This is a genomic window from Pectobacterium sp. A5351 (genome assembly GCF_028335745.1).
GTDB lineage: Bacteria > Pseudomonadota > Gammaproteobacteria > Enterobacterales > Enterobacteriaceae > Pectobacterium.
Genome location: NZ_CP116477.1, coordinates 1,124,725 through 1,148,320 on the forward strand (window position 1 = coordinate 1,124,725; position 23,596 = coordinate 1,148,320).

21 protein-coding genes, 2 tRNA genes and 1 pseudogene are annotated in these 23,596 nt (G+C 48.9%); 17 read left to right on the plus strand and 7 right to left on the minus strand.

Annotated elements, in window-relative coordinates; all coding sequences use genetic code 11:
- Nucleotides 1-119 precede the first annotated feature (119 nt).
- Nucleotides 120-195: transfer RNA gene (locus O1Q74_RS05395), tRNA-Ala, on the plus strand.
- Between the two features lie 47 nt (nt 196-242).
- Nucleotides 243-318, plus strand: a tRNA-Ala gene (locus O1Q74_RS05400).
- Between the two features lie 176 nt (nt 319-494).
- Here O1Q74_RS05400 and ung read toward each other — a convergent pair.
- Nucleotides 495-1,181, minus strand: coding sequence for a uracil-DNA glycosylase (gene ung / locus O1Q74_RS05405; protein WP_271876781.1), 687 nt, complete (start codon nt 1,179-1,181; stop codon nt 495-497).
- 374 nt (nt 1,182-1,555) lie between these two features.
- Here ung and grcA point away from each other — a divergent pair, with 374 nt between their 5' ends.
- Nucleotides 1,556-1,939 (plus strand): autonomous glycyl radical cofactor GrcA, encoded by a 384-nt coding sequence (grcA, locus tag O1Q74_RS05410; RefSeq protein ID WP_180743908.1) that lies wholly within the window; start codon nt 1,556-1,558, stop codon nt 1,937-1,939.
- Nucleotides 1,940-2,133: 194 nt separating this feature from the next.
- Here the strand turns inward: grcA and srmB are convergent, their stop codons facing one another.
- A complete protein-coding gene (srmB, locus tag O1Q74_RS05415) occupies nt 2,134-3,459 on the minus strand; it encodes an ATP-dependent RNA helicase SrmB (protein WP_271876784.1) in 1,326 nt (441 codons plus the stop codon).
- A gap of 134 nt (nt 3,460-3,593) precedes the next feature.
- On the opposite strand from srmB, the pseudogene trmN reads away from it, so the two are divergent.
- A pseudogene (trmN, locus tag O1Q74_RS05420) lies at nt 3,594-4,348 on the plus strand (tRNA(1)(Val) (adenine(37)-N(6))-methyltransferase TrmN).
- 72 nt (nt 4,349-4,420) lie between these two features.
- Here trmN and nadB read toward each other — a convergent pair.
- Entirely contained in the window at nt 4,421-6,022 is a 1,602-nt protein-coding gene (gene nadB / locus O1Q74_RS05425; RefSeq protein WP_271876787.1) for an L-aspartate oxidase, read from the minus strand.
- Nucleotides 6,023-6,452: 430 nt separating this feature from the next.
- On the opposite strand from nadB, the gene rpoE reads away from it, so the two are divergent.
- The 4 genes from rpoE to rseC are packed head-to-tail and all read left to right on the plus strand — an operon-like array spanning nt 6,453 to nt 9,146.
- Complete coding sequence (rpoE, locus tag O1Q74_RS05430; RefSeq protein WP_005973561.1) at nt 6,453-7,028, plus strand: RNA polymerase sigma factor RpoE; 576 nt, start codon at nt 6,453-6,455, stop codon at nt 7,026-7,028.
- Nucleotides 7,029-7,087: 59 nt separating this feature from the next.
- Nucleotides 7,088-7,735, plus strand: coding sequence for an anti-sigma-E factor RseA (rseA, locus tag O1Q74_RS05435; protein ID WP_271876798.1), 648 nt, complete (start codon nt 7,088-7,090; stop codon nt 7,733-7,735).
- A complete protein-coding gene (gene rseB, locus O1Q74_RS05440) occupies nt 7,735-8,697 on the plus strand; it encodes a sigma-E factor regulatory protein RseB (protein WP_271876801.1) in 963 nt (320 codons plus the stop codon). Before rseA ends, rseB begins: the two co-directional genes overlap by 1 nt.
- Entirely contained in the window at nt 8,694-9,146 is a 453-nt protein-coding gene (gene rseC, locus O1Q74_RS05445) for a SoxR-reducing system protein RseC (protein ID WP_271876804.1), read from the plus strand. The genes rseB and rseC overlap by 4 nt, the downstream gene beginning before the upstream one ends.
- A 107-nt stretch (nt 9,147-9,253) precedes the next feature.
- Here rseC and O1Q74_RS05450 read toward each other — a convergent pair whose 3' ends face one another.
- Nucleotides 9,254-9,466: a hypothetical protein gene (locus O1Q74_RS05450; RefSeq protein WP_039284410.1), complete on the minus strand. Its 213-nt coding sequence runs from the start codon at nt 9,464-9,466 to the stop codon at nt 9,254-9,256.
- Here O1Q74_RS05450 and lepA point away from each other — a divergent pair.
- The 7 genes from lepA to acpS all read left to right on the plus strand — a co-directional run bounded on the left by lepA (nt 9,458) and on the right by acpS (nt 16,054).
- Nucleotides 9,458-11,257, plus strand: coding sequence for a translation elongation factor 4 (gene lepA, locus O1Q74_RS05455; protein WP_015841245.1), 1,800 nt, complete (start codon nt 9,458-9,460; stop codon nt 11,255-11,257). The genes O1Q74_RS05450 and lepA overlap by 9 nt on opposite strands.
- Before the next feature lie 16 nt (nt 11,258-11,273).
- Nucleotides 11,274-12,239 (plus strand): signal peptidase I, encoded by a 966-nt coding sequence (gene lepB / locus O1Q74_RS05460; protein ID WP_271876809.1) that lies wholly within the window; start codon nt 11,274-11,276, stop codon nt 12,237-12,239.
- Between the two features lie 291 nt (nt 12,240-12,530).
- Nucleotides 12,531-13,211, plus strand: a complete 681-nt coding sequence (gene rnc / locus O1Q74_RS05465) for a ribonuclease III (protein WP_010280465.1) — start codon at nt 12,531-12,533, stop codon at nt 13,209-13,211.
- Complete coding sequence (gene era / locus O1Q74_RS05470) at nt 13,208-14,113, plus strand: GTPase Era (RefSeq protein WP_015841243.1); 906 nt, start codon at nt 13,208-13,210, stop codon at nt 14,111-14,113. Before rnc ends, era begins: the two co-directional genes overlap by 4 nt.
- An 11-nt stretch (nt 14,114-14,124) precedes the next feature.
- Nucleotides 14,125-14,862, plus strand: coding sequence for a DNA repair protein RecO (recO, locus tag O1Q74_RS05475; protein WP_271876815.1), 738 nt, complete (start codon nt 14,125-14,127; stop codon nt 14,860-14,862).
- An 80-nt stretch (nt 14,863-14,942) separates the two neighbouring features.
- Nucleotides 14,943-15,674: a pyridoxine 5'-phosphate synthase gene (pdxJ, locus tag O1Q74_RS05480; RefSeq protein ID WP_271876818.1), complete on the plus strand. Its 732-nt coding sequence runs from the start codon at nt 14,943-14,945 to the stop codon at nt 15,672-15,674.
- The gene (acpS, locus tag O1Q74_RS05485) at nt 15,674-16,054 is read left to right on the plus strand and encodes a holo-ACP synthase (RefSeq protein WP_271876820.1); all 381 of its coding nucleotides are present in this window, start codon (nt 15,674-15,676) and stop codon (nt 16,052-16,054) included. The genes pdxJ and acpS overlap by 1 nt, the downstream gene beginning before the upstream one ends.
- 18 nt (nt 16,055-16,072) lie before the next feature.
- On the opposite strand, the gene O1Q74_RS05490 is transcribed toward acpS, so the two are convergent.
- A complete protein-coding gene (locus O1Q74_RS05490; RefSeq protein WP_180743920.1) occupies nt 16,073-16,333 on the minus strand; it encodes a YfhL family 4Fe-4S dicluster ferredoxin in 261 nt (86 codons plus the stop codon).
- A 468-nt stretch (nt 16,334-16,801) separates the two neighbouring features.
- Here O1Q74_RS05490 and pdeH point away from each other — a divergent pair, with 468 nt between their 5' ends.
- Both pdeH and O1Q74_RS05500 read left to right on the plus strand, forming a co-directional pair.
- Nucleotides 16,802-17,593, plus strand: a complete 792-nt coding sequence (gene pdeH / locus O1Q74_RS05495; RefSeq protein ID WP_271876823.1) for a cyclic-guanylate-specific phosphodiesterase — start codon at nt 16,802-16,804, stop codon at nt 17,591-17,593.
- A 783-nt stretch (nt 17,594-18,376) separates the two neighbouring features.
- On the plus strand, nt 18,377-19,891 hold the full coding sequence (locus O1Q74_RS05500; protein WP_271876826.1) for a sensor domain-containing protein: 1,515 nt from the start codon (nt 18,377-18,379) through the stop codon (nt 19,889-19,891).
- Between the two features lie 43 nt (nt 19,892-19,934).
- On the opposite strand, the gene O1Q74_RS05505 is transcribed toward O1Q74_RS05500, so the two are convergent.
- Together O1Q74_RS05505 and O1Q74_RS05510 are read right to left on the minus strand one after the other, a co-directional pair.
- Complete coding sequence (locus O1Q74_RS05505) at nt 19,935-21,296, minus strand: HlyD family type I secretion periplasmic adaptor subunit (protein WP_271876829.1); 1,362 nt, start codon at nt 21,294-21,296, stop codon at nt 19,935-19,937.
- Nucleotides 21,283-23,559 carry a type I secretion system permease/ATPase gene (locus tag O1Q74_RS05510; RefSeq protein ID WP_271876831.1) on the minus strand — a complete coding sequence of 759 codons (2,277 nt, stop codon included), beginning with the start codon at nt 23,557-23,559 and terminating at the stop codon, nt 21,283-21,285. The genes O1Q74_RS05505 and O1Q74_RS05510 overlap by 14 nt, the downstream gene beginning before the upstream one ends.
- Between the last annotated feature and the right edge of the window lie 37 nt (nt 23,560-23,596).

Genomic DNA, 23,596 nt, shown 5'->3' on the forward strand with positions numbered 1-23,596 from the left:
GGCGTCTTTTTCAGCGGTTAATCGGATTACCGGATTTAGCCGTTGACACTGTTAATCGGGTTTCATATTATGCGACGCGTTCGTACAGTACTTGCTTTCACGGTGATGCTGTAAGATACGGGGCTATAGCTCAGCTGGGAGAGCGCTTGCATGGCATGCAAGAGGTCAGCGGTTCGATCCCGCTTAGCTCCACCAAACACTCCCTCTGTTTGGTTGAGTATCACGAACATTCCACACATTGTGGGGCTATAGCTCAGCTGGGAGAGCGCTTGCATGGCATGCAAGAGGTCAGCGGTTCGATCCCGCTTAGCTCCACCAAATTCTCTTATCCTTTCTTATTATCCTGTTCTCTCGATTTATTTTGATTCAATCAACATCCTTAATCTGCTCAATACGTTTGTCATCGGTTGTTTGTGGACGGTTCTTTGTCAATGTTTCCTTATAAAAGATCGTTGGCCGCCCTCGTGCTTTGAAGACAACCAAACCGTCATCGTTTAAGCCTCTTCCGGGAGCCTTGGCGTCCAGTCTATTGGCGATAGCCCTTGCTGTTCGAGAAGCTGATTAGCCTGCGAAAAATGCTTACAGCCCAAGAAACCGCGGTGTGCAGATAGGGGGGAAGGATGCGGCGATTTCAGAATATGGTGGCGGTGTTGGTCAATAATGTTGCCTTTTTTCTGTGCATGCGAGCCCCATAGCAGAAAGACCAGACCTTCCCGTTGCTCATTGAGTGCCGCAATGACGCGATCGGTAAACGTTTCCCAGCCCAGGTTAGCATGCGAATGTGCCTGCCCGGCTTCAACGGTTAATACCGTGTTGAGCAGTAAAACGCCTTGCTCTGCCCAACTTTGCAGAAAACCGTGTCGTGGAATTTCAAATCCAGGGATGTCGCTCGCCAATTCTTTATAAATATTGGCCAGAGAAGGCGGAGCAGGTACACCCGGGCGGACAGAAAATGACAGCCCGTGTGCCTGATTCGGGCCGTGATAGGGGTCTTGTCCCAGAATGACGACTTTGACCTGATGCAGTTCGGTAAAGCGGAACGCGTTGAAAACATCCTTCTGCGGGGGATAGATTGTTTTACCCGCTGAGCGTTCTTTCCCTATAAATTCAAGGGTATTGATGAAATAAGGCTGCTGCTTTTCTTGTGCCAGCACGTCATGCCAAGTGAGAGAGGTCGCCATCATGCACTCTTTTTTTACAGGTTGAATGGTGTTGCGGGTAGCTTACCGATCTATCGTGCCGAGGTAAAACTGTAACCGCCGTTCTCTGAACGAAAAGGGCTTCTTTTGAAAAAAATTGAAAATTTACAAAAATATTTGCAATTTGGTGTCTTGGTAAAATTGATATAAAACAATAAATTGCCTTCATGCAGTTAAGTGGTGGGGTTTTAAAATTGATTTAAGTCAAGGATGCCCAGTTATCAGGCTGGTATATAAGAAGGCAGATACAAACGGTTTTATACGATCGTTACGAAATTCGTCAATTTTTACCGATAACGATGTTAACTAAATCAGTTTTAACTAAGACAATAACACGCCGTTTTACGGAGGCAATTATGGTTACGGGTATTCAAATCACCAAGGCTAACGACAGCGCGCTGATCAATTCTTTCTGGTTGCTGGACGAAGAAAAATCACAGGCGCGTTGCGTGTGTGCTAAATCAGGCTATAGCGAAGATCAAATCGTTCCTGTGAGCGATCTGGGTCAGATCGAGTATCGTGAAATTCCGCTGGAAATCAAACCTGAAGTGCGTGTGGAAGGCGGTCAGCACCTGAACGTGAACGTTCTGCGCCGTGAGACGCTGGAAGATGCCGTTAAGCATCCAGAAAAATACCCACAGCTGACCATCCGTGTATCTGGTTACGCTGTGCGTTTCAACTCACTGACGCCAGAACAGCAGCGCGATGTTATCGCCCGTACGTTTACCGAAAGTCTGTAAGCTGTTGCCCAAGCCTTAACAAAAAGGGAGCCGAGGCTCCTAATGCCGATCGGTTAAGGATCGAGATACCGGGGGCTACCACGATGCGAGGCATCCCTGCGGGAGCCTCATCACCGTGTTTCCCCCTAAACCCATGCTTAAGTGACTAGCATTAGCCGAGGCTCCCTTTTTTACATCTCTGTTTTATATCACTATTATTCGCCTGACGGCTCATCGGCTTTCTGCGTTGGCTGACGACGCTTACCGATATTTTTGCTATCGCGATGGCGAACTTTCACCTTAACTTTTTCTTTTTCCTTCGCTTTCTTCTCTTTTCTCTGAGCCAGCACTTTTTTCGACGGTTTGCCCGTGGTTTTAGGGCTTGGTGCCTTGGTCGTTGGGCGGAGTTCATCAATGACGCGCGGCTTTAGCGGTTCATTCAGGTAGCGGCTGATTTTTCCCAGCAGCAGATGATCGTGCGCTTCGACGAAAGAGATAGCACAGCCTTTACGACCTGCGCGGCCAGTGCGGCCAATACGGTGAAGATAAGTGTCCGATGTGCGTGGTAAATCGAAGTTGAAGACGTGGCTGACATCGTTAATATCGATGCCGCGTGCCGCCACGTCCGTAGCAACCAGAACGTTGACGCGCCCGTCACTCAGGCGTTTGATCGCTTCGTTACGTTTGGCCTGCACCATTTCACCTTCGAGATAGCAGGCGGTAATGCCCGCTTCACGCAGCCAGGCAACCAGCTCATGCACACGTTCACGTTTGCGCACGAAGACGATAGAACGCGTCACATCCGGCTGTTTTAACTGATGGCAGAGCAGGGCGGTTTTGTGTTTGATGTCGTCTGCGCGGTAATACCATTGCAGAATTTTTTTGCGTTCCCGACGAGATGGATCGGATTCGATTTCAACCGGATCGTTGAGCAAACGCTCGGCGAAATCTTTGATCGCGTCCCCTTCTAGCGTCGCAGAAAACAGCAGCGTTTGCTTACGCCAGCGGGTTTCCCCGGCGATGTGTTCAATATCCTGAGCGAAGCCCATGTCCAGCATTCTGTCCGCTTCATCCAGAATCAGCGTTTCTACTGCGCGGCAATCGAAGTTTTCTTCTTTGATGTATTGCAGCAGGCGGCCCGTCGTCGCGACGACGATATCCTGATTTTCACTGAAGACTTCAGCGTGGTTCATGTAGGCTACGCCGCCGGTGATCGTGGCGACATCCAGGTGCGTATGTGCCGAAAACGCACGCGCCTGATCGGCTACCTGCATGGCGAGTTCACGGGTTGGCGTGAGGATCAGAATACGAGGCGGACCTGATTTTTTACGAGGGAAATCGATAAGATGCTGCAAAACCGGCAGCAGATAGGCGGCGGTTTTACCGGTTCCTGTCGGCGCGGAACCCAGTACGTCGCGGCCTTCCATCGCGGGTGGGATTGCCGCAGCCTGAATCGCGGTCGGGCGTTCGTAGCCCATGTCACGCAGGGCGTCTAACAGGCTTTCATCAAGATCGAGCTCGGAAAAATTGGTTACAGTCATGGTCTACCTCTGTTTGGGGCGCCGATTATAGACGCATTGGCCGGGTTCTTCACCTGTTTAAGCAGACAACGGCGCTTTTCCTGTACTGACGTTTCACCTATGCTACTGCGGTTTGCGTTTGGAATCTTATTTTCATGAGTCATCAGGCTGATAATAAACTGACATTGCGTCGGGATGGATTTACCTTCAAGCAATTCTTTGTGGCGCACGATCGCTGTGCTATGAAGGTGGGAACCGACGGCATTTTGCTGGGTGCCTGGGTGCCTGGGCGCCGGTGTCCTCAGCTACGCGGATTCTGGATATCGGCAGTGGTTCCGGCCTGCTCGCGCTGATGCTGGCGCAACGTTCTGAACCGCATGTTCGGATTGATGCCGTCGAACTGGATAGCGCAGCGAGTCAGCAGGCGAAGGAAAACGTTGCAGCTTCGCCATGGGGCGACAGAATTACGGTCTATGCTGAGGACATCGTGGGGTTTGCTGAGACACGAATCGCCGACTATTCGTTGATTATCAGTAATCCGCCTTATTTCCCGCCGGGGATCGCGTGCGGATCGGCTGAGCGTGATCAGGCGCGTTACACCACCTTGTTAACCCATGACGCACTGTTGCTCTGTGCGCATCAACTGCTGATGCCCGAAGGGCTTTTTTGCGTGGTGCTGCCCGTTCAGGTTGCGGAGAAATTTATTCCGCTGGCACAGCAGCATAACTGGTACGTTCACCAGCAGCTTCGCGTATCGGAACAGGAAGATAAACCCGCTCACCGCGTTTTGCTGGCGCTGTCTCGGCAGGAAAGAGAATGTGTGAATGCCTCGCTGGCAATTCGTGATGGAGAAAGACGTTACTCGACGGCTTTCCAACAGCTGACAAAAGATTTTTATCTCTTTATGTAAGTGGCAGATGCCTTGTTGCTGCGTCTGCCTTTGCTGAGCGAATTATTTTTATGAACTACTTATTTTTATAAACTACGGCACCAGAATGGTTGGCGTCGGCGCGTCGAACTGTTCTGGGTAGTCCAGGGTATAGTGCAGCCCGCGGCTTTCTTTTCTTTCCAGTGCGCAGCGGACGATGAGTTCGGCGACCTGCACCAGATTGCGTAGCTCCAGCAGATTGTTGGAAATACGGAAGTGGGCGTAGTACTCATTGATTTCCTGCTGAAGCAGATGGATACGGCGCTGTGCTCGCTCCAACCGCTTCGTGGTTCGCACGATCCCAACGTAATCCCACATAAACAGACGCAGTTCGTGCCAGTTATGCTGAATCACCACCTGTTCGTCGGAGTTGTCGACCTGGCTTTCATCCCAATCCGGTAATTTTTTCACTGCTTTGATTTGCGGTAAGCGCTGCAAGATATCCTCCGCGGCGGACCAGCCGTAAACCAGACACTCCAGTAATGAGTTGGACGCCATGCGGTTCGCACCGTGCAATCCGGTGTAGCTGACTTCGCCAATGGCATACAGGCCGTCAAGATCGGTACGGCCATTTTGATCGACCATCACACCACCGCAGGTGTAGTGTGCCGCAGGGACGATGGGGATCGGTTCACGCGTCAGATCGATGCCGAGAGACTGTAGCTTTTCATCAATGGTCGGGAAGTGTTGTTTGATGAACGCTTCGGGCTTGTGGCTAATATCGAGATACATGCAGTCTGCGCCAAGTCGTTTCATCTCATGGTCAATCGCGCGGGCGACCACATCGCGCGGGGCGAGCTCGCCTCTGGCATCGAAATCGGGCATAAAACGTGTGCCGTCAGGACGTTTAAGGTATGCCCCTTCGCCGCGTAGTGCTTCCGTTAGCAGAAAATTTCGTGCCTGCGGATGGAATAGACAGGTTGGATGAAACTGATTGAATTCCAGATTCGCCACACGGCAGCCTGCGCGCCAAGCCATGGCAATACCATCGCCAGAAGAAATATCGGGGTTCGTAGTGTATTGATAAACTTTGGACGCCCCGCCAGTCGCCAGAACTACGGTTTTCGCTCGACAGGATTCCACATGTTCTCGTTCACGGTTCCAGATATAAGCGCCAACAATGCGGCGTGTTCCGGGCAAACCCAGCTTATTCGAGGTAATGAGATCGACGGCGTTACAGCGTTCCATAATCCGAATATTCGGATGGGCTAGCGCTTTCTGCACCAGCGTGTTTTCCACTTCTTTTCCGGTTGCATCCGCCGCATGCAGAATTCGACGATGGCTATGTCCACCTTCGCGCGTTAGGTGATAGCGTTCTTCGCCGCTGGTGCTGGTTTCGGTATCGAATAGTACGCCTTGTTCGATAAGCCATTGCACGCAGTGTTTGGCATTGCTAGCGATAAACTCAACGGCTTCCCGTTCACACAGGCCATCGCCAGCGATCAAGGTATCTTCGATATGGGAGTCAATCGTGTCGGTTTCATCAAAAACGGCTGCGATACCGCCCTGAGCATAAAACGTCGCGCCTTCGTTGAGTGGGCCTTTGCTTAATACCGTCACGTTGGCCTGAGAAGCTAGACGCAGCGCCAGTGAAAGCCCGGCAGCACCGCTGCCAATGATTAAAACATCACAGACGTATTCAGTGGTCGTTTGCATGGTCGTGTCGTGGATGCAAAAAGAAGAGGAAATCCGATGTTAGCACCCAATGGTTGATTGCTGTATTGGTTTTTAGCTCCCTCTCTACGCTATAAATAAGCGAATGGTGGAGCATGGTGAATCGTGCGAATACCCCAGATTTATCGTATCATCCTCGGAAGAAGAGCGTAGAGCCTCAAATGAAGACCATTTTTGATGAAGACCATTTTTGATGAAGACAATGTTTGATAAAGGCAATGTGTGATGAAGAGAATGCGTCATGATACGCATTGCAAAGACAAGTAACGGCGCGAAGCAAAAGAAAAACGATGGCTCGGAACTTTATTGGATGCCTTGGTTCTAATGAGGAGCTTGCTCTAAATATGACTTATATAGCTGGCAGTACGATTTTTTTACGCGTGGAGAACGGTTTGAGTAGAGATTACCTCGGATGAGCGAGCAACTGGCAGATCAGGTTCTGGTCGAGCGAGTCCAAAAAGGCGATCAAAAATCGTTTAACTTGTTGGTCGTTCGTTATCAGCATAAGGTAGCGAGCCTGGTATCGCGGTACGTTCCTCAGGGAGACGTGCCGGACGTGGTACAGGAGTCGTTTATTAAAGCCTATCGCGCGTTAGAGTCATTTCGCGGCGATAGTGCGTTTTATACATGGCTGTATCGTATTGCAGTGAATACGGCCAAGAATTATCTGGTCGCTCAGGGGCGGCGTCCGCCTTCCAGCGACATTGATGCGAATGACGCGGAAAACTATGAAAATGCGGGTGCACTGAAAGAAATATCGAACCCTGAGAACTTAATGTTGTCTGAAGAATTACGAAGCATTGTTTTCCGCACTATCGAGTCTTTGCCGGAAGATTTACGTTTAGCGATTACGCTGCGTGAATTGGACGGTTTAAGCTACGAAGAGATTGCCGTAATTATGGATTGTCCCGTCGGCACGGTTCGTTCTCGTATTTTCCGGGCGCGGGAAGCGATTGATAATAAAGTACAACCGCTTATTCAGCGCTAGCGAGCGTTTTCAGCTATCCGCATGACTAATGATGGATTTGACAAGGTAAGGGTATCGGTATGCAGAAAGAGAAACTTTCCGCTTTAATGGATGGCGAAGCAGTAGATTCCGAACTGCTAAGCGCATTGTCACGGGATGATGCGTTGCAGCAAAGTTGGCAAAGTTATCATCTAATTCGTGATACGTTGCGTGGTGATGTCAGTGAAAACGTGATTCATCTGGACATCGCTTCTCGTGTTGCTGCTGCAATCGAGAAAGAACCTGTTCGTCTGGTTCCACAAGCGCAGCCTGAATCTCAGCCACAACCTGTCGAATGGACGAAGATGCCGTTCTGGCACAAAATCCGTCCGTGGGGCAGCCAACTGACGCAAGTCGGTGTTGCTGCCTGCGTATCTTTAGCGGTGATTGTCGGCGTACAAAATTACCAGCAGGGTAATGCATCCGAACATGTGGTTGAATCCGGCGTATTCAGCACCTTACCTGCTATGGGCACCGCCTCTCCTGTGAGTCTAGGCGTGCCGTCAGAAAATGTTGCCCCTCACAGCGGTCAGCAGAAATCCGATATGCAGCGCAACCGCCTTAACGCCATTTTGCAGGACTACGAATTACAGCGTCGGCTGCATGCCGAACACGCTCTGCCGCAGGATGATCAGCAAGCGGCCATTCAGGTTCCCGGCACTCAATCATTAGGAACACAGCCCCGGTAATGAAGCGTGTTTGGTCCGCCGTCTGTTTTCTGATTGGCAGCCTGTTTTATTCTACTTTCGCCCCGGCTCAGAATGTTGAGCCGGTCGCATTGCTGCAACAGATGAATAGCGCCGTTCGTTCTCTGAATTACGAAATATCCTTTATCAACATTACCCTGCAAGGATTCGAGTCGGTACGGTATCGTCATGCCGTAGTCAACAATCGTTCCTTAGCGCAGTTGCTGTTTATGGACGGACCGCGACGCGAGATCGTGCTGCGTAATAATGAAGTCAGCTACTTCGATCCCGGTTTTGAGCCATTTACGCTCACCAGCGATCATATCGTTGACTCTTTCCCCGCTCTGGTCTTTGCCGATTTCCAAAAACTATCGCCTTATTATGATTTTATTCCCGCCGACGGACGGGTGCGTATTGCCGATCGTCTGGCATCAGGCATTCGGGTCATTTCACGCGATGGTACACGCTACAGCTATATGGTGTGGATTGATGCGGAATCGAAACTTCCATTGCGTATCGATTTACAAGATCGCAACGGTGACAAGCGGTTGGAACAATTCTTAACAACATCGCTGATTGTTGATGATGATGTCGTTAGCGTGATGCGTCCGCTGGAAGGGATCAAACTTCCTCCCGTGTTACCTACGCCTGCTGCGGACAAAAGTGATTTTACCTGGGAGCCTGAATGGCTGCCTGCCGGGATGAAAGCTCTTTCACACAGCAAAAAAGTATTGCCAGGCTCGTCCATTCCGATCGAAACTCGTCTCTATAGCGATGGTTTATTCAGTTTCTCCATTAACATGAGTCCGTCTTCTGATGTGAGTGAAGAACAATCGCTGCTTACGGGGCGACGCTCCATTCACACTGTCATGAAAGGTAACCGCGAGATTACCGTCGTCGGTGATATTCCACCTTCTACGGCTAAACGGGTGGCTGACAGCATTATTTTGAAGAGGCAACCGTGATCAAAGAGTGGGCGACAGTCGTTTCATGGCAGAATGGCATTGCGGAGCTGCGGTGTGAACCGAGTTCTGGGTGTGGTAGCTGTAAATCCCGCTCGTCGTGTGGAACCGGCTTATTAAGCCAGCTTGGGCTTTCTGCCGACAATACGCTGTATGTTCCTTATGAGCGGCCCTTAGAAGTCGGGCAAAAAGTCGAATTGGGGATTTCTGAGGGGCGGCTACTGTTTTCTGCCGCTCTGGTTTACTTCGTTCCGCTGGTCGGGTTGCTAATTGGTGCGGCGCTCTGTCAAACGTTATTCGGCACCGATCTGGCCGCGGTCATTGGCGCGCTGCTGGGCGGGGGGGGGGCGTTTATCGGCGTGAAGCGTTGGGCGAAGCGGCTGGGTAAGAATAAACGTTATGAGCCTGTTATTCTGCAAATTGCGTTGCCCGGCACGCTCTTACAAAATTGACCTGCTTAACCGAGCGTAAATGGCGCGCGGTGCGGAAACGTTGTCCACACGTAGATTGTCCACACGTTTGTGATTTTTCGACACGATGTTTACCACGTAATGACACTTTACTTCCTGCTTTCCTCTTGTTGTTCTGCTATTCCAAATAAAACCGTCATAATCAAGGGGAATGCACCGGACATGACTAGGTTTTCACGCCTCTCGCATGTAGAATGCTGCGATTCAGGTGGAATAACATCGCTGCTGTTTTCACCTATGCGCATGCCCATCGGCAAGAATTTCAGGAATATCAAGGTAGAAAAATTTTTATAATGAAGCATATACGAAATTTCTCCATTATTGCCCATATCGACCACGGTAAATCAACGTTATCTGACCGCATTATCCAGATTTGCGGCGGTTTGACCGAGCGTGAAATGGCTGCGCAGGTTCTGGATTCCATGGATCTGGAACGTGAACGTGGAATAACGATTAAAGCGCAAAGCGTCACGCTGGATTATAAAGCGCAGGATGGCCAAACCTACCAGTTAAACTTCATTGATACCCCAGGGCACGTTGACTTCTCTTATGAAGTTTCCCGCTCGCTGGCTGCTTGCGAAGGCGCACTGCTTGTGGTTGATGCCGGGCAGGGAGTTGAAGCACAAACGCTGGCTAACTGCTATACCGCCTTGGATATGAATCTGGAAGTGGTGCCGGTTTTGAACAAAATCGACCTGCCTGCTGCTGATCCGGATCGTGTTGCTCAGGAAATTGAAGACATTGTCGGCATTGATGCTACTGACGCCGTGCGCTGTTCCGCGAAAACGGGGATTGGCGTGCCGGATGTTCTGGATCGTCTGGTGCGTGATATTCCTCCGCCGGAAGGTAGTCCGGATGAGCCGCTACAGGCGCTGATCATCGACTCCTGGTTTGATAACTACCTTGGCGTTGTGTCGCTGGTTCGTATCAAAAACGGCACGATGCGCAAAGGCGACAAAATTAAGGTGATGAGTACCGGTCAGGTTTATAACGCTGACCGTCTTGGTATTTTTACACCGAAGCAGATTGATCGCGATGTCTTGAACTGTGGCGAAGTAGGCTGGCTGGTGTGCGCTATCAAAGATATTTTGGGCGCTCCGGTAGGGGATACCCTGACGCTGGCTCGCCAACCGGCTGAAAAAGCGTTGCCGGGCTTCAAGAAAGTCAAACCGCAGGTCTATGCTGGCCTGTTCCCGATTAGCTCCGATGACTATGAGTCGTTCCGCGATGCGCTGGGTAAACTAAGCCTCAATGATGCCTCTCTGTTCTATGAGCCAGAAAGTTCTACCGCGCTGGGCTTCGGCTTCCGCTGTGGCTTCCTGGGTCTGCTGCACATGGAAATCATTCAGGAACGTCTGGAACGTGAATACGATCTGGATCTGATCACCACGGCACCGACGGTAGTGTATGAAGTTGAGACGACGGCCAAAGAAACCGTTTATGTCGATAGTCCGTCCAAGCTGCCGCCGCTGAATAATATTCAGGAACTGCGCGAACCGATTGCCGAATGTCACATGCTGCTGCCTCAGGAGTACTTGGGCAACGTGATTACGCTTTGTATCGAGAAGCGCGGCGTGCAGACGAACATGGTGTACCACGGCAATCAGGTTGCGTTGACCTATGAAATTCCGATGGCTGAAGTGGTGCTTGATTTCTTTGACCGCCTGAAATCAACGTCTCGTGGCTATGCATCGCTGGATTACAGCTTCAAACGCTTCCAAACATCAGACATGGTGCGTGTTGATGTGTTGATCAACAACGAACGTGTGGATGCATTGGCGCTGATCACGCACCGCGATAATTCACAATATCGTGGCCGTGAACTGGTCGAAAAAATGAAAGATCTGATTCCGCGTCAGCAGTTTGATATCGCGATTCAGGCTGCGATTGGTAACCACATTATTGCGCGTTCTACGGTTAAGCAATTGCGTAAAAACGTACTGGCCAAGTGTTATGGTGGTGACGTCAGCCGTAAGAAGAAACTGTTGCAGAAACAGAAAGATGGTAAGAAACGTATGAAGCAGGTCGGTAACGTCGAGCTGCCACAAGAAGCGTTTCTGGCAATTCTGCACGTCGGCAAAGACAGTAAATAAATTCTGAGGAGTTGGCATGGCCAATATGTTTGCCGTAATTCTGGCATTGGTGACGCTGGTCACGGGGATTGTCTGGTGTTTAGAGCGCTTTGTCTGGGCACCCGCTCGCCGGAAAAAGTTTGCCGCCATGAGTGGTGCCGATCTTCCTGATGGCGCAGTTTCAGCGAAAGTCATTCAACAACCTGGCTGGATTGAAACGATCGCGTCCGTATTCCCGGTCGTGGCGTTGGTATTGGTTGTGCGCTCCTTTATTTATGAGCCGTTTCAAATTCCATCTGGTTCGATGATGCCGACGCTGTTGATCGGTGATTTTATTCTGGTGGAAAAATTTGCCTATGGCATTAAAGAACCCTTCACGCAAAAAACGCTGATCGAAACGGGGCACCCGAAGCGTGGCGACGTGGTGGTGTTTAAATACCCGTCCGATCCTAAAGTGGACTTCATCAAACGTGTGGTGGGCGTACCGGGCGATCGCGTCAGTTATAACCCGATGACCAAGCAGGTGACAATTCGTCCATCCTGTCAGGGACAACAGGCGTGCGATACGGCGTTGGCGGTCACATACAGTAACGTACAGCCTAGCGATTTTGTTCAGACCTTTAACCAACCTGGATTGGAATCGCGCAGCGGTTTTTATCAGGTTCCGGCTAATGACAATAGCGTGGATGGTGTCCGTATGGGCACGCGCAGAGAGTCACTGGGCAATGTAACGCATAATATTCTTCTGGTGCCAGGCCAGCAGGATCAGCTCGGTGGTTATTACCAGCAATCGCAACAGCAGCTTGCAACATGGGAGGTTCCCGAAGGGTACTACTTCATGATGGGTGATAACCGCGACAACAGTCTGGATAGCCGCTATTGGGGCTTTGTGCCGGAGAGAAATCTAGTCGGTAAAGCCACCGCGATCTGGATGAGCTTTGAGAAACAGGAAGGTGAATGGCCTACCGGTGTTCGTTTGAGTCGCATCGGTGCTATCCATTAACCAAAGTAAGCATTCAGCAAAATAAGATACAGGCAGCATTCTGCTGCTGTCCGTTGTAGAATATTTTTTGAAACGCTCTTTTTAAAAGAACATGCCCTAAATAATGCGAGTTGCAGAACAAAATGTGTCCGCTTTCACAACGCTAACGGACAGGCAACGCGAAGTATGGTGGGCAGAAAGGCAGGCTCCCTTGCGGGAGCCAATGCAAACGAAACAGTTTTGACCGCATTAGTAAGCAGGGCTGTTCCGTATGCTGCTGTTTTTGACGCATCGTTGATCTATTGGTAACACATGAATCCCATCCTGATAAATCGTTTACAAAGAAAGCTGGGCTATACTTTTCAGCAGTACGAGCTTTTGTTACAGGCGTTGACGCATCGTAGCGCCAGCAGCAAACACAATGAAAGACTCGAATTCTTGGGTGATTCCATCCTGAGTTTTGTGATCGCCAATGCGCTGTATCACCGTTTCCCCAAGGTTGATGAAGGGGATATGAGCCGGATGCGGGCGACGCTGGTTCGGGGAAATACGCTGGCGGAAATTGCACGTGAATTCGAACTGGGAGAGTGCCTGCGTCTTGGCCCAGGTGAATTAAAAAGCGGTGGTTTCCGTCGCGAATCGATTCTGGCTGATACGGTCGAAGCGCTGATCGGCGGCATTTTCCTCGACAGTGATATTCAGACCATCGAACGTTTGATTCTGAACTGGTATCAAACGCGTCTGGATGAAATCAGTCCTGGCGATAAGCAAAAAGATCCTAAAACGCGGTTGCAGGAGTTTCTGCAAGGGCGTCACTTACCTCTGCCGACCTATCTGGTGGTACAGGTTCGTGGGGAAGCACACGATCAGGAGTTTACTATCCACTGTCAGGTGAGCGGCTTTAGCGAGTCGGTCATTGGTACAGGATCGAGCCGTCGTAAAGCCGAACAGGCTGCGGCTGAACAAGCGTTGAAAAAACTGGAGCTTGAATGAGCGAAGTACAGACACACTGCGGTTTTATCGCGATTGTTGGTCGACCAAACGTCGGTAAATCGACGTTATTGAATCAATTACTGGGGCAGAAGATCTCCATTACGTCACGTAAGCCCCAGACGACGCGGCACCGTATCATGGGTATTCACACTGAAGGGCCTTATCAGGCTATTTATGTGGATACGCCGGGATTGCACATTGAAGAAAAACGGGCGATTAACCGCCTGATGAACCGCGCCGCCAGCAGTTCAATTGGTGACGTTGAGCTGATCATTTTCGTTGTTGAAGGGACACACTGGAACGACGACGATGAAATGGTATTGAATAAGCTGCGCGATCAAAAACTCCCCGTGCTGTTAGCGATCAATAAAGTCGATAACGTCACGGATAAAACCAAGCTGCTACCGCATATCCAGTTCCTCAGCCAGCAGATGGACTTCCTTGATGTCGTTCCGATCTCGGCGGAGAAGGGGACGAATGTCGATACGATTGCCAGCATTGTACGCAAGCACTTACCGCAGGCAACGCACCACTTCCCGGAAGATTACATTACCGATCGCTCACAGCGTTTTATGGCATCGGAAATTATCCGTGAAAAACTGATGCGCTTCCTGGGTGAAGAATTGCCGTATTCCGTCACGGTCGAAATCGAGCGCTTTGTGACTAACGAACGCGGTGGTTATGACATCAACGGCCTGATTCTGGTTGAGCGTGAAGGCCAGAAGAAGATGGTCATTGGTAACAAAGGTGCCAAAATTAAAACCATTGGTATCGAGTCTCGTCAGGATATGGAAGAGATGTTCGAGGCCAAAGTGCACCTTGAACTGTGGGTTAAAGTGAAATCCGGCTGGGCAGATGACGAACGTGCCCTGCGCAGCCTGGGTTATAGCGAAGACCTGTAAGGTTCGCGCCGATGGAAGGCTGGCAGCGCGCATTTGTCTTACATGGGCGACCTTATAGTGAAACCAGCCTATTGCTGGATCTGTTTAGCGAAAGCGATGGCCGCGTTCGCGTGCTTGCCAAAGGCGCGCGAGCCCGTCGCTCTAGCCTAAAAGGCTGTTTACAGCCTTTCACTCCGCTGTTGGTGCGCTGGAGCGGCCGGGGAGACGTGAAAACGTTACGCAGCGCCGAGCCTGTTTCGCTTGCGCTACCACTGACTGGCACGATGCTTTATAGCGGTTTATACGTTAACGAACTGCTGGCTCGCGTGCTGGAGCATGAAACCAACTACTCCGCTCTTTTCTTCGATTATCTCCACTGTTTACAACATCTTGCTGCGCAGGATGCATCCCCCGAACCGGCATTAAGACGCTTTGAGTTAGCATTGTTGGGCTATCTGGGATACGGCGTTGATTTCCTACATTGTGCTGGTAGCGGTGAACCTGTGGCAGATACCATGACCTATCAATATCGAGAGGAACGGGGATTTATTGCCAGCCTGGTGGTCGATAATAAAAGCTTTACCGGGCACGAGTTACGTTCGCTGGCATCGCGTGAATTTCCTGACAGCGGTACACTGAAGGCGGCAAAGCGTTTCACTCGTATCGCGTTAAAGCCCTATCTGGGGGGAAAACCGCTGAAAAGTCGTGAACTGTTCCGCCAGTTTGTTCCTGCTGTTAATTTGTCCAAACCCACACCTTCTGATAAATAATCCCGTCTCCTCTGTACCCTGACGCTGTGACATCGGTGTAAACTGCCACGTAACGTGCATGACTTTACCGAGGATTTATCATGGCTGAATTGCTGCTTGGCGTTAACATCGATCACATTGCAACACTGCGTAATGCGCGTGGAACGGCGTATCCCGATCCTGTTCAGGCAGCTTTTGTCGCTGAACAGGCGGGAGCGGACGGCATCACGGTGCACTTACGTGAAGATCGTCGCCATATTACGGATCGTGATGTGCGGATCCTGAGAGAAACGCTCCAAACTCGCATGAACCTTGAAATGGCTGTCACGGAAGAAATGCTGAACATTGCCTGTGAGGTAAAGCCGCATTTTTGCTGTCTGGTGCCGGAAAAACGCCAGGAAGTGACAACAGAAGGCGGGCTGGATGTGGCGGGGCAGCAGGACAAAATCAATAATGCGGTTGCCAGCCTTAGCCAGGCTAACATATTGGTTTCGCTCTTTATTGATGCGGATAAACGGCAAATTGATGCTGCCGTTGCCAGCGGTGCGCCTTATATTGAAATTCATACCGGGGCGTATGCCGATGCGCCAGATGATGAAGCGCGTCAACATGAATTCGAGCGCATTCGTGATGCGGCGACTTACGCTGCGGCGAAGGGGCTGAAAGTCAATGCCGGCCATGGTTTGACGTACCATAACGTTTTGCCGATTGCTGCGCTGCCGGAAATGCACGAATTAAATATCGGACATGCCATTATCGGACGTGCGGTGATGAGCGGGTTGAAGGATGCCGTTGCTGAAATGAAGACGCTGATGCGGGAAGCGCGCCGCTGATGGCGATTCTTGGGATCGGAACGGATATTGTCGAAATCGCCCGTATTGAAGCGGTGATTGAACGTTCAGGCGAGCGATTAGCTCGCCGCGTTCTGACGGATGCTGAATGGGAACATTATCAACAGCATCAGCAACCTGTCCGTTTCCTTGCCAAGCGTTTTGCCGTGAAAGAGGCGGCGGCAAAAGCTTTCGGGACTGGAATTCGCAACGGGCTCGCGTTTAACCAGTTTGAAGTTTTTAATGACGAACTGGGCAAACCCTGTTTGCGATTTTTTGCTAAAGCGGCAGAACTGGCTGAACAGATGGGCGTCAGACACGTCCATGTGACGTTGGCTGACGAAAGACGCTATGCCTGTGCGACGGTGATTGTCGAAAGCTGACTGTCTGTAACCGGATGCTTAAATCCTGTCGGCATGGTGCATGAGCACATATTTTTCCCACAGTTGCTCATTACCTTCAACGTGGTTTGGATCTTTAACGATCGTGTTGTCGATCGGGCAGACTTTCTGACACGTCGGTGTGTCATAGTGGCCAACGCACTCCGTACAGCGAGTGGTATCAATTTCATAAATGTCCATGCCCATGGAGATGGCCTGATTAGGACACTCGGGTTCACACATGTCACAGTTGATGCATTTATGGGTGATAAGTAACGCCATGATGTTCTTCTACCTTATAAACAGGGCGCAGATTATACCCGTTGGGGCTTGTTTAAACACGCGTAACCGTCATTGATACTGAATATACTGGCGAATCCGTTTTTGTTGCCTTTAACGCGCTTTTTCCCGGATGAGTTACCGTGGGTTTTGTGTGTTTTTACGCGCCCTCAGCATGTAACCCATTGGCTGCATAAATAGTGAGGTTACAGGGTAAAATTACTATCTGTTCGTTAAATTGGTTTCATACGCATGCTTTAGACTGTATAACTCAGCCAATGCGACTGAGTTTCTTAGGTTTTAATTTATTGATTTACAATTTAAATAAATGTAGTTGTGATATTGAAACGCTTATTTTTGTAATATCATGGGCATTGATTTAATCGGTATTACCGATGAAGTTTGTATCTGGAGAATCGATGACGGTGCATGTCCGTATGATATAATTTTATAACTAATAGTGTCAGTTTAATGGCGGAACTCATAGTGCAGCAGGAAGGTCATTTTAATCAGGTTGGGGCAGAGTTTTTCCAACAGGGAAACGAGGAGGCATTAGGTGCTGATTACTGGCATCAATGTCAACGGCGGTATACTTTTCAACCCATTTACCGAACATCAGGTAAATTAATGGCTATTGAATTACTGACTTCCGTTTTTTCTCCCACCCTGCCGCAAAAATTCATCTCTCCTGAAAAATACTTCGCAAATATTGATGTTGAAACCCGCCTGTTAATTATTGTAGAACAACTGCAACTTTTATCTCAGTGGAGTTTTCGATTTACTCGCGACGATCTTTTTGCCTCCGTTAATATTGATGGTATGACGCTACTGGCGCTGCAAAATAATCTTGAAGCCAAACGCCTGATCGCAGCAATGCCCTGGATTCGTTTTGAAATGGTCGAAAATCAGGGAGGGTTGCCAAAAGAAATATTAACCAGGCTCCCTGAAGCACAAACACTGTGGCTGGATGATTTTGGCTGCGGTATGGCTAATTTTTCATCACTGATGTTGGCTCAGTATGATTGCATTAAAGTGGCGCGTGAACTCTTTATACTCTTGCAACAAAGTGGTGAAGGGCGAATTGTGTTTCCTGCGCTGATCGCTTTGCTGTCGCGTTTTTGCAATTATGTCGTGATTGAGGGGATCGAAACCAAGGAGGAGTGGGCAATTGTTCAGGCATCGCATGCTTATGCAGCCCAAGGGTACTACCTCTCGCGTCCCCAGCCATTTGAGAATTTTGAGGCGCTGAAACTCGATTTATAGGTGTAACCTTTTGTTTAAGCTATCACTTTTTGTATTAACGTACTGCTATGTGTTCTTCCATTCTTCTCCGCGATATTCATCCATTATATTTCCTAATACTTCATTCCCGTACAAAATATCGCCTATTTAGGCGATCAGCATTCTGATCTGGTTATCAACGTTTAATGCTGTATTATTATTTTTTTTGTTATTTAATTCTTATTTGATTTGTTATTTAGGTTTTTAATTCTAAATAAATGATAAGAAGAGGGACTGATAATTTTGCATCAAATTATGACATGTATAATCAAGCGTTTATGTTAATGATTTTATTTTTTCTTTTAATTATTTGATTTTTAACGGTAAAAAAATATAATGTTTACTGTTAACGATCAAAAATCATTTTGTGATAGATTTTGCTGATTAAAACAATGATACTTATTGGTATAATTGATTTGCTTACAAAAAATTGATGTTCAGAATATATCGTCATGTACCTTTAGGGATATTTTTTTATTCCATTAGAGAAACTTATAACCCGAAAAATTATTGCTATTAATTTAAGATATTTTTTTGAATTTATTGTTTTTATCTGCGCACAGCCAATGCGAGGGCTTTATGCTGACGTTGCTATGTTTCTAAATACTCCGGCTTCATGGAGCGTTTTTTCTTTCATCCTTTCTGCTCTCCGGAAATGCAGCAGCCCCGAAAATCGGCGGGGTAGGGGGTCGTTACCGGGATTTTTCGTCATCAGCGTTGTGATTTGTACGATCAGGACCACTCGGGCCTGAGGAGAGTGTTATTGTGTATGAAATTATAATAACCATGCTATTGCTACTGTTATTTTTTTCTTCTGTAAAAAATAGAAAAATTAAACAAAAGTTTAAAGCTGAGCAGAAAAAAAAAGATTTTCTCAACATGACTTTCTTTGCGATGGAATATAGTCCTGCTTCAATTATGATCGCAGATGAAAATTGTGAAATTATTTACGTTAATCGTCAATTTATTACTATGTCAGGTTATATGCCGGATGAGGTTATTGGCAAAAAAACGAATATATTAAAATCCGGTATGACTAACGCTAGTGTCTATGAAGATCTGTGGTCTACCATAAATAAAGGTAATGTTTGGACTGGTGAGTTCGTCAACCGACGTAAAGATGGACAACTGTATTGGGAAAAAGCCAATATCGTTAAAATATATAATAAAGCGAGTAACACAACTCAGTATGTCGGCATTAAGTTAGATATCACGGAACGAAAATCGCAGGAACATCATGATAATTCATACAATCGTGCATTAGAGTTGTTATCAAGCGGTGCACCGCTGAAAGATATTCTGGATGCGATTATTTTCAGCGTTGAGGAAAAAAACCCAGGTCGTATCGTTTGCTCTGTTCTGCTGGTTGATAAAGACAAGAAATGTCTGACGCTGGGCTCGGCACCGAGCCTGCCTGGCTTTTATAAAAATGCTATTCACAATGTGAAAATTGCCGATGGCGTGGCTTCTTTTGGTACCGCTGCCTATACCGGAAAGCGCGTCATTGCTGACGACATTTCTGTCCATCCGCATTGGTCGTTATATAAAGGGCTAGCATTATATGCCGGGCTACGTTCCTGCTGGTCTGAACCTATCATCGGTCAGAACAAAGAAATATTAGGTGTTTTAAGCGTTTACCATCGTAAAGTATATGTGCCAACCGAAGAGGAAATATTTTCTATTGAGAAATCGGCACAGCTTATTGCGATCGCTATAGAGCGGTATCATGCCATTGATATGCTGCGGCGTAGTGAGGAACACTATCGTCAACTGGCGCATTATGACTCATTAACGTCATTGGCTAATGGCCTGACGTTTGCCGAACAAATGGAACAGGCGATTTTGTTATCCAAACAAACGGGCAGGAAAATCGCGCTGATGTTCCTGGATCTCGATAAATTTAAACAGATAAATGATTCGTTCGGACACGCTGTTGGCGATTTGTTACTGAAAGAAGCGGCGGCACGTATGCGTGGTGCGGTTCGTGATTCGGATACGGTATATCGCCGTAGCGGTGATGAATTTATTATTCTGCTTCAAGGAATTAAGGAAATTGACAACACACTTTATGTTGCAGATAAAATCCATAACGCGTTGAATAAGCCTTTCGAGATCGATGAGAAAACCCTGGATATATCATGCAGTATCGGTATTGCGTTGTATCCGGAACACGGTACTGACTCTCTGACATTGGCAATTAATGCTGATTCTGCCATGTATCAGGCTAAAGCCATGGGGCGAAGTCAAACTCAGGTTTATCACAATATGAACGATCATTGATGGAATGAGTATAAAAAAGGCGCCCTGTTGAGCACCTTTTTCATTATCTTTCCCGTAGTGCTTCTGCTTTTGCTCGAATAATTGGTTTTAACAAATAGCTGAGGATCGTTTTCTTTCCCGTTATTATATCAACGGAAGCCACCATACCTGGAATGATAAGAAGTGGTTTATCGGCTGAACCTAAATAGTTCTTATCAGTCCGTAATCGAATAATATAAAAGCTGTTCCCTTCTTTATCAGTTACAGTGTCCGGGCTGATTTGTTCCAACTGGCCTTTCAAACCACCATAGATGGTGTAGTCGTAGGCCGTTAATTTTATTACAGCATCCTGACCTGGGTGTAAAAACGCAATATCCTGTGGACGAATCCTGGCTTCGACCAACAGGTTGTCGTCCAGTGGAACAATTTCCACCAGGTCGCTACCCGGTTGAATCACTCCGCCGATAGTATTCACCAAAACCTGCTGCACGATACCGCGAACGGGGGAGGCGACCAACGTTCGGTTTACCCGGTCTTCGAGTGCTTTGCCCGTGGCTTCAATTTTATTCAGGTTGGTTTGTGCTTCACTAAGCTGAGATAACGCCTCGCTTTTATAACGACTGCGCGTTTCCTCTATTTTATTCTCGCTCTCTTTAATCGCAGACTCTGCACGAGGAATCGAGAGTTTGATCGAATCAAGCTGGCCCCGGATTTCGACCTCTGCGCGTCGCAGACGTAACACTTCTACTTTAGAAATGGCACCTTCCGCAATCAGCGGTTCTGACATGTTAATTTCTTGCTGGAGCAGGCTCAAACTATTGCGGAACTGAATTTCCTTGGCAGAGAAATCTCTCAATTCTTGGCGACGCTGGATCAATTGCTCTTCCAGACCGGACACCTCATTGTGGAGCTGCTGGCGGCGGCTGTTATAAAGCTCTTTTTCTCCTGCCGCGATTTTGGGCGCTTGCGTCGTAATTTCTTCCGAAAGCACGAGCTCCCTATCGTTGATTTCGGCGTTCAGACGTTCAATGCGCGAGAGCAGTGCAAACCGGTCGGCCTCGGTTTCTCCGACGTTAGAAGCAAATCGTGTATCATCAAGGCGCAGCAAAGGATCGCCCGCATTGACGACCTGGCCTTCATGAATGAACACTTTTGTGACGATACCACCTTCCAGGTTTTGGACTTTTTGCAATCGGGAAGAGGGGATGGCTTTACCGTCACCCCGGGTGACTTCATCAATATCTGCCAGCCCGGCCCACAGGATGAAAAACAAGAAAAAAGCGCCGATAGCCCATAACGTAAAGCGAATAGAACGTGGCGAATCCTCAGCCATTGCCCGGCTCACTTCAGGCATCGTTTGCAGACTTTCTTCATCTCCGCCAACAAAATAGCATTTGATTTGTTTGAGATATTTACCGAGACGCATTGATTTGCCCCTTCTTCAACGCATCCATCACGATCGTTTTCGGTCCATCCGCGATAATTTTTCCTTTATCGACAATCACTAAGCGATCGACGAGCGCCAGCATGGAAACCCGATGGGTAACCAGTAAGAGCGTTTTCTCCGCAATGACGGGTGCCAGAGCCTGTTTTAACCGATCTTCACTGGTGTTATCCATCGAACTGGTGGGTTCATCCAGCACCAGAATCGGTGGATCGAGCAGCAACGCTCTGGCTATCGCGACAGCCTGACGTTGCCCGCCGGAGAGCTGTTGACCGCGTTCGCCAACCTGAAGGTTATAGCCATCCGGGTGCAGACGAGCAAACTCGTTCACCCCTGAAATCTCTGCGGCTCGCAGCATCGCTTCGTCTTCGACATAGCGTGCGCCGCTAATCAGGTTATTGCGCAATGAACCACTAAATAGCTGAATATCTTGAGGAACATAGCCGATATTGTGGCGTAAATCGCTGACATCCAACTGACGGGCATCGACGCCGTCGATCAGAATATTACCGGTGTTAGGCTGATAGAGGTTCACTATCAGTTTTTGCAGCGAGCTTTTTCCTGAACCACTACGGCCAATAACGCCGACTTTCTCGCCGGGAGCGATGGTCAGGCTGATGCCTTGCAGAGAACTGGTTTTTTGTTCTGGGTAGTTGAACGTCACATCGCGAAATTCGATACCGCCCCGGATGCTCTCACGCTTTAGCGGGCGTTCGTTATCGCTACGCTCTTGCGGCAACTGCATCATTTGTTCGGTGGTTTGCATCGTCAAACGCGCTTGCTGGTAACGGCTGACCAGACCAGACAGTTGGCCCAACGGCATAAGCGCTCTGCCGTTCAGCATGTAGCAGGCAATCAGCCCGCCCATACTGAGCTTACCGTTAATCAGCATGTAGACGCCGACGACGATCATGGCAACGCCAGCAAATTGCTGGAACCACTGCGTCAGGTTTACTGCCAGTGAAGACAGCGCCTTGGCCCGCATCTCCAGCTTGCTCAGGCTGCCAATCGTCTGTTCCCATTGGTGCTGACGTTCACTTTCCGCATTATTGACCTTGATCGCATCCAGACAGCTCAAGGTTTCGATCAGCGTAGCCTGTCGCTCGCTGGCAAGGTGCATCGTTTTTTCAATGGTGGCTGACAGCGGCTTTTGCATCGCCCAACTCGCCAACAGGGCGATAGGGTAGACGAGGATGGAAACCCAGACCAGCGGGCCGCCGATAATGCCGATAACCAACAAAAGAAGCAGCGTAAAAGGAAAATCGATCAGCGTCGTCAGCGTCAGTGAGGAAAGGAAATCTCTGAGTGATTGAAATTCATGAATATTCTGTGCAAAGCTACCGACCCGCGCTGGCCGGGCTTTCATCGACATACCGGTAATACGTTCAAATAGCGTGGCGGAAATAATCAGATCGGTTTTTTTGCCCGCCATATCGAGGCAAATGCCGCGCAGCGTTTTGAGTATCAAATCGAAAACAAAAGCGCCGGTAATGCCGATAGCCAGCACCCACAATGTCGCCGTGGCCTGATTGGGCACAACCCGATCGTAGACATTCATCACGAACAGTGGCGTAGCCAGCACAATAATGTTCACCAGCAGCGTCGCGAGGATGGCATCGAGATAGAGCGAGCGTGAAAGCTTAAGCGTATCCCTGAACCAGGATTTGGTTCGGGGGATCAGCGACGGATTTTGCAGCTCGAACTGGTGACGAGGCTGAGCGAACATCACCAGGCCCAGATAATTCTGTTGCAGCGTATTGTGCTCGACGGAAATTTCCCCGCCTTCTGTTTCGCTGGGCATCAGGCGTGCGCTGCCGTCAGCGTTCCAGCCTAGCAGAATCGCCGCGCGTCCTTCCCGTAACAGCAACATCGCAGGGAGTGACATGTCGGAAATTTTATTTAACGAACGTTTGAGAACGCGCCCTTGCAGCCCGGCTCGCGCCGCGGCTCTCGGAAGCAGTTTTACCGATAATCGCTGGTTGGCTAAGGGTAGCCCGGCGGTGAGGGTGGTGCGGCTGACTGATTTCCCCTGCAAGGCACAGAGGATCAGTAAACTATCCAATAACGGGTCGTCATGACGGCTGCGAGGGTCACTATTATTTTCATGCGCGGCAGTCGCTTCATGAACGACCGTTGATTCATGAACAACCGCTGATTCATGAACAACAGCAGACTCATGGGCGATAGGCTCCTGGGCAACTGATTTATCAGAACCATGAGTCTCTTGTACTGAATGCAACTTCATTTAACGGAACGTTCCCTTACGCAACGTAATTCCCTCG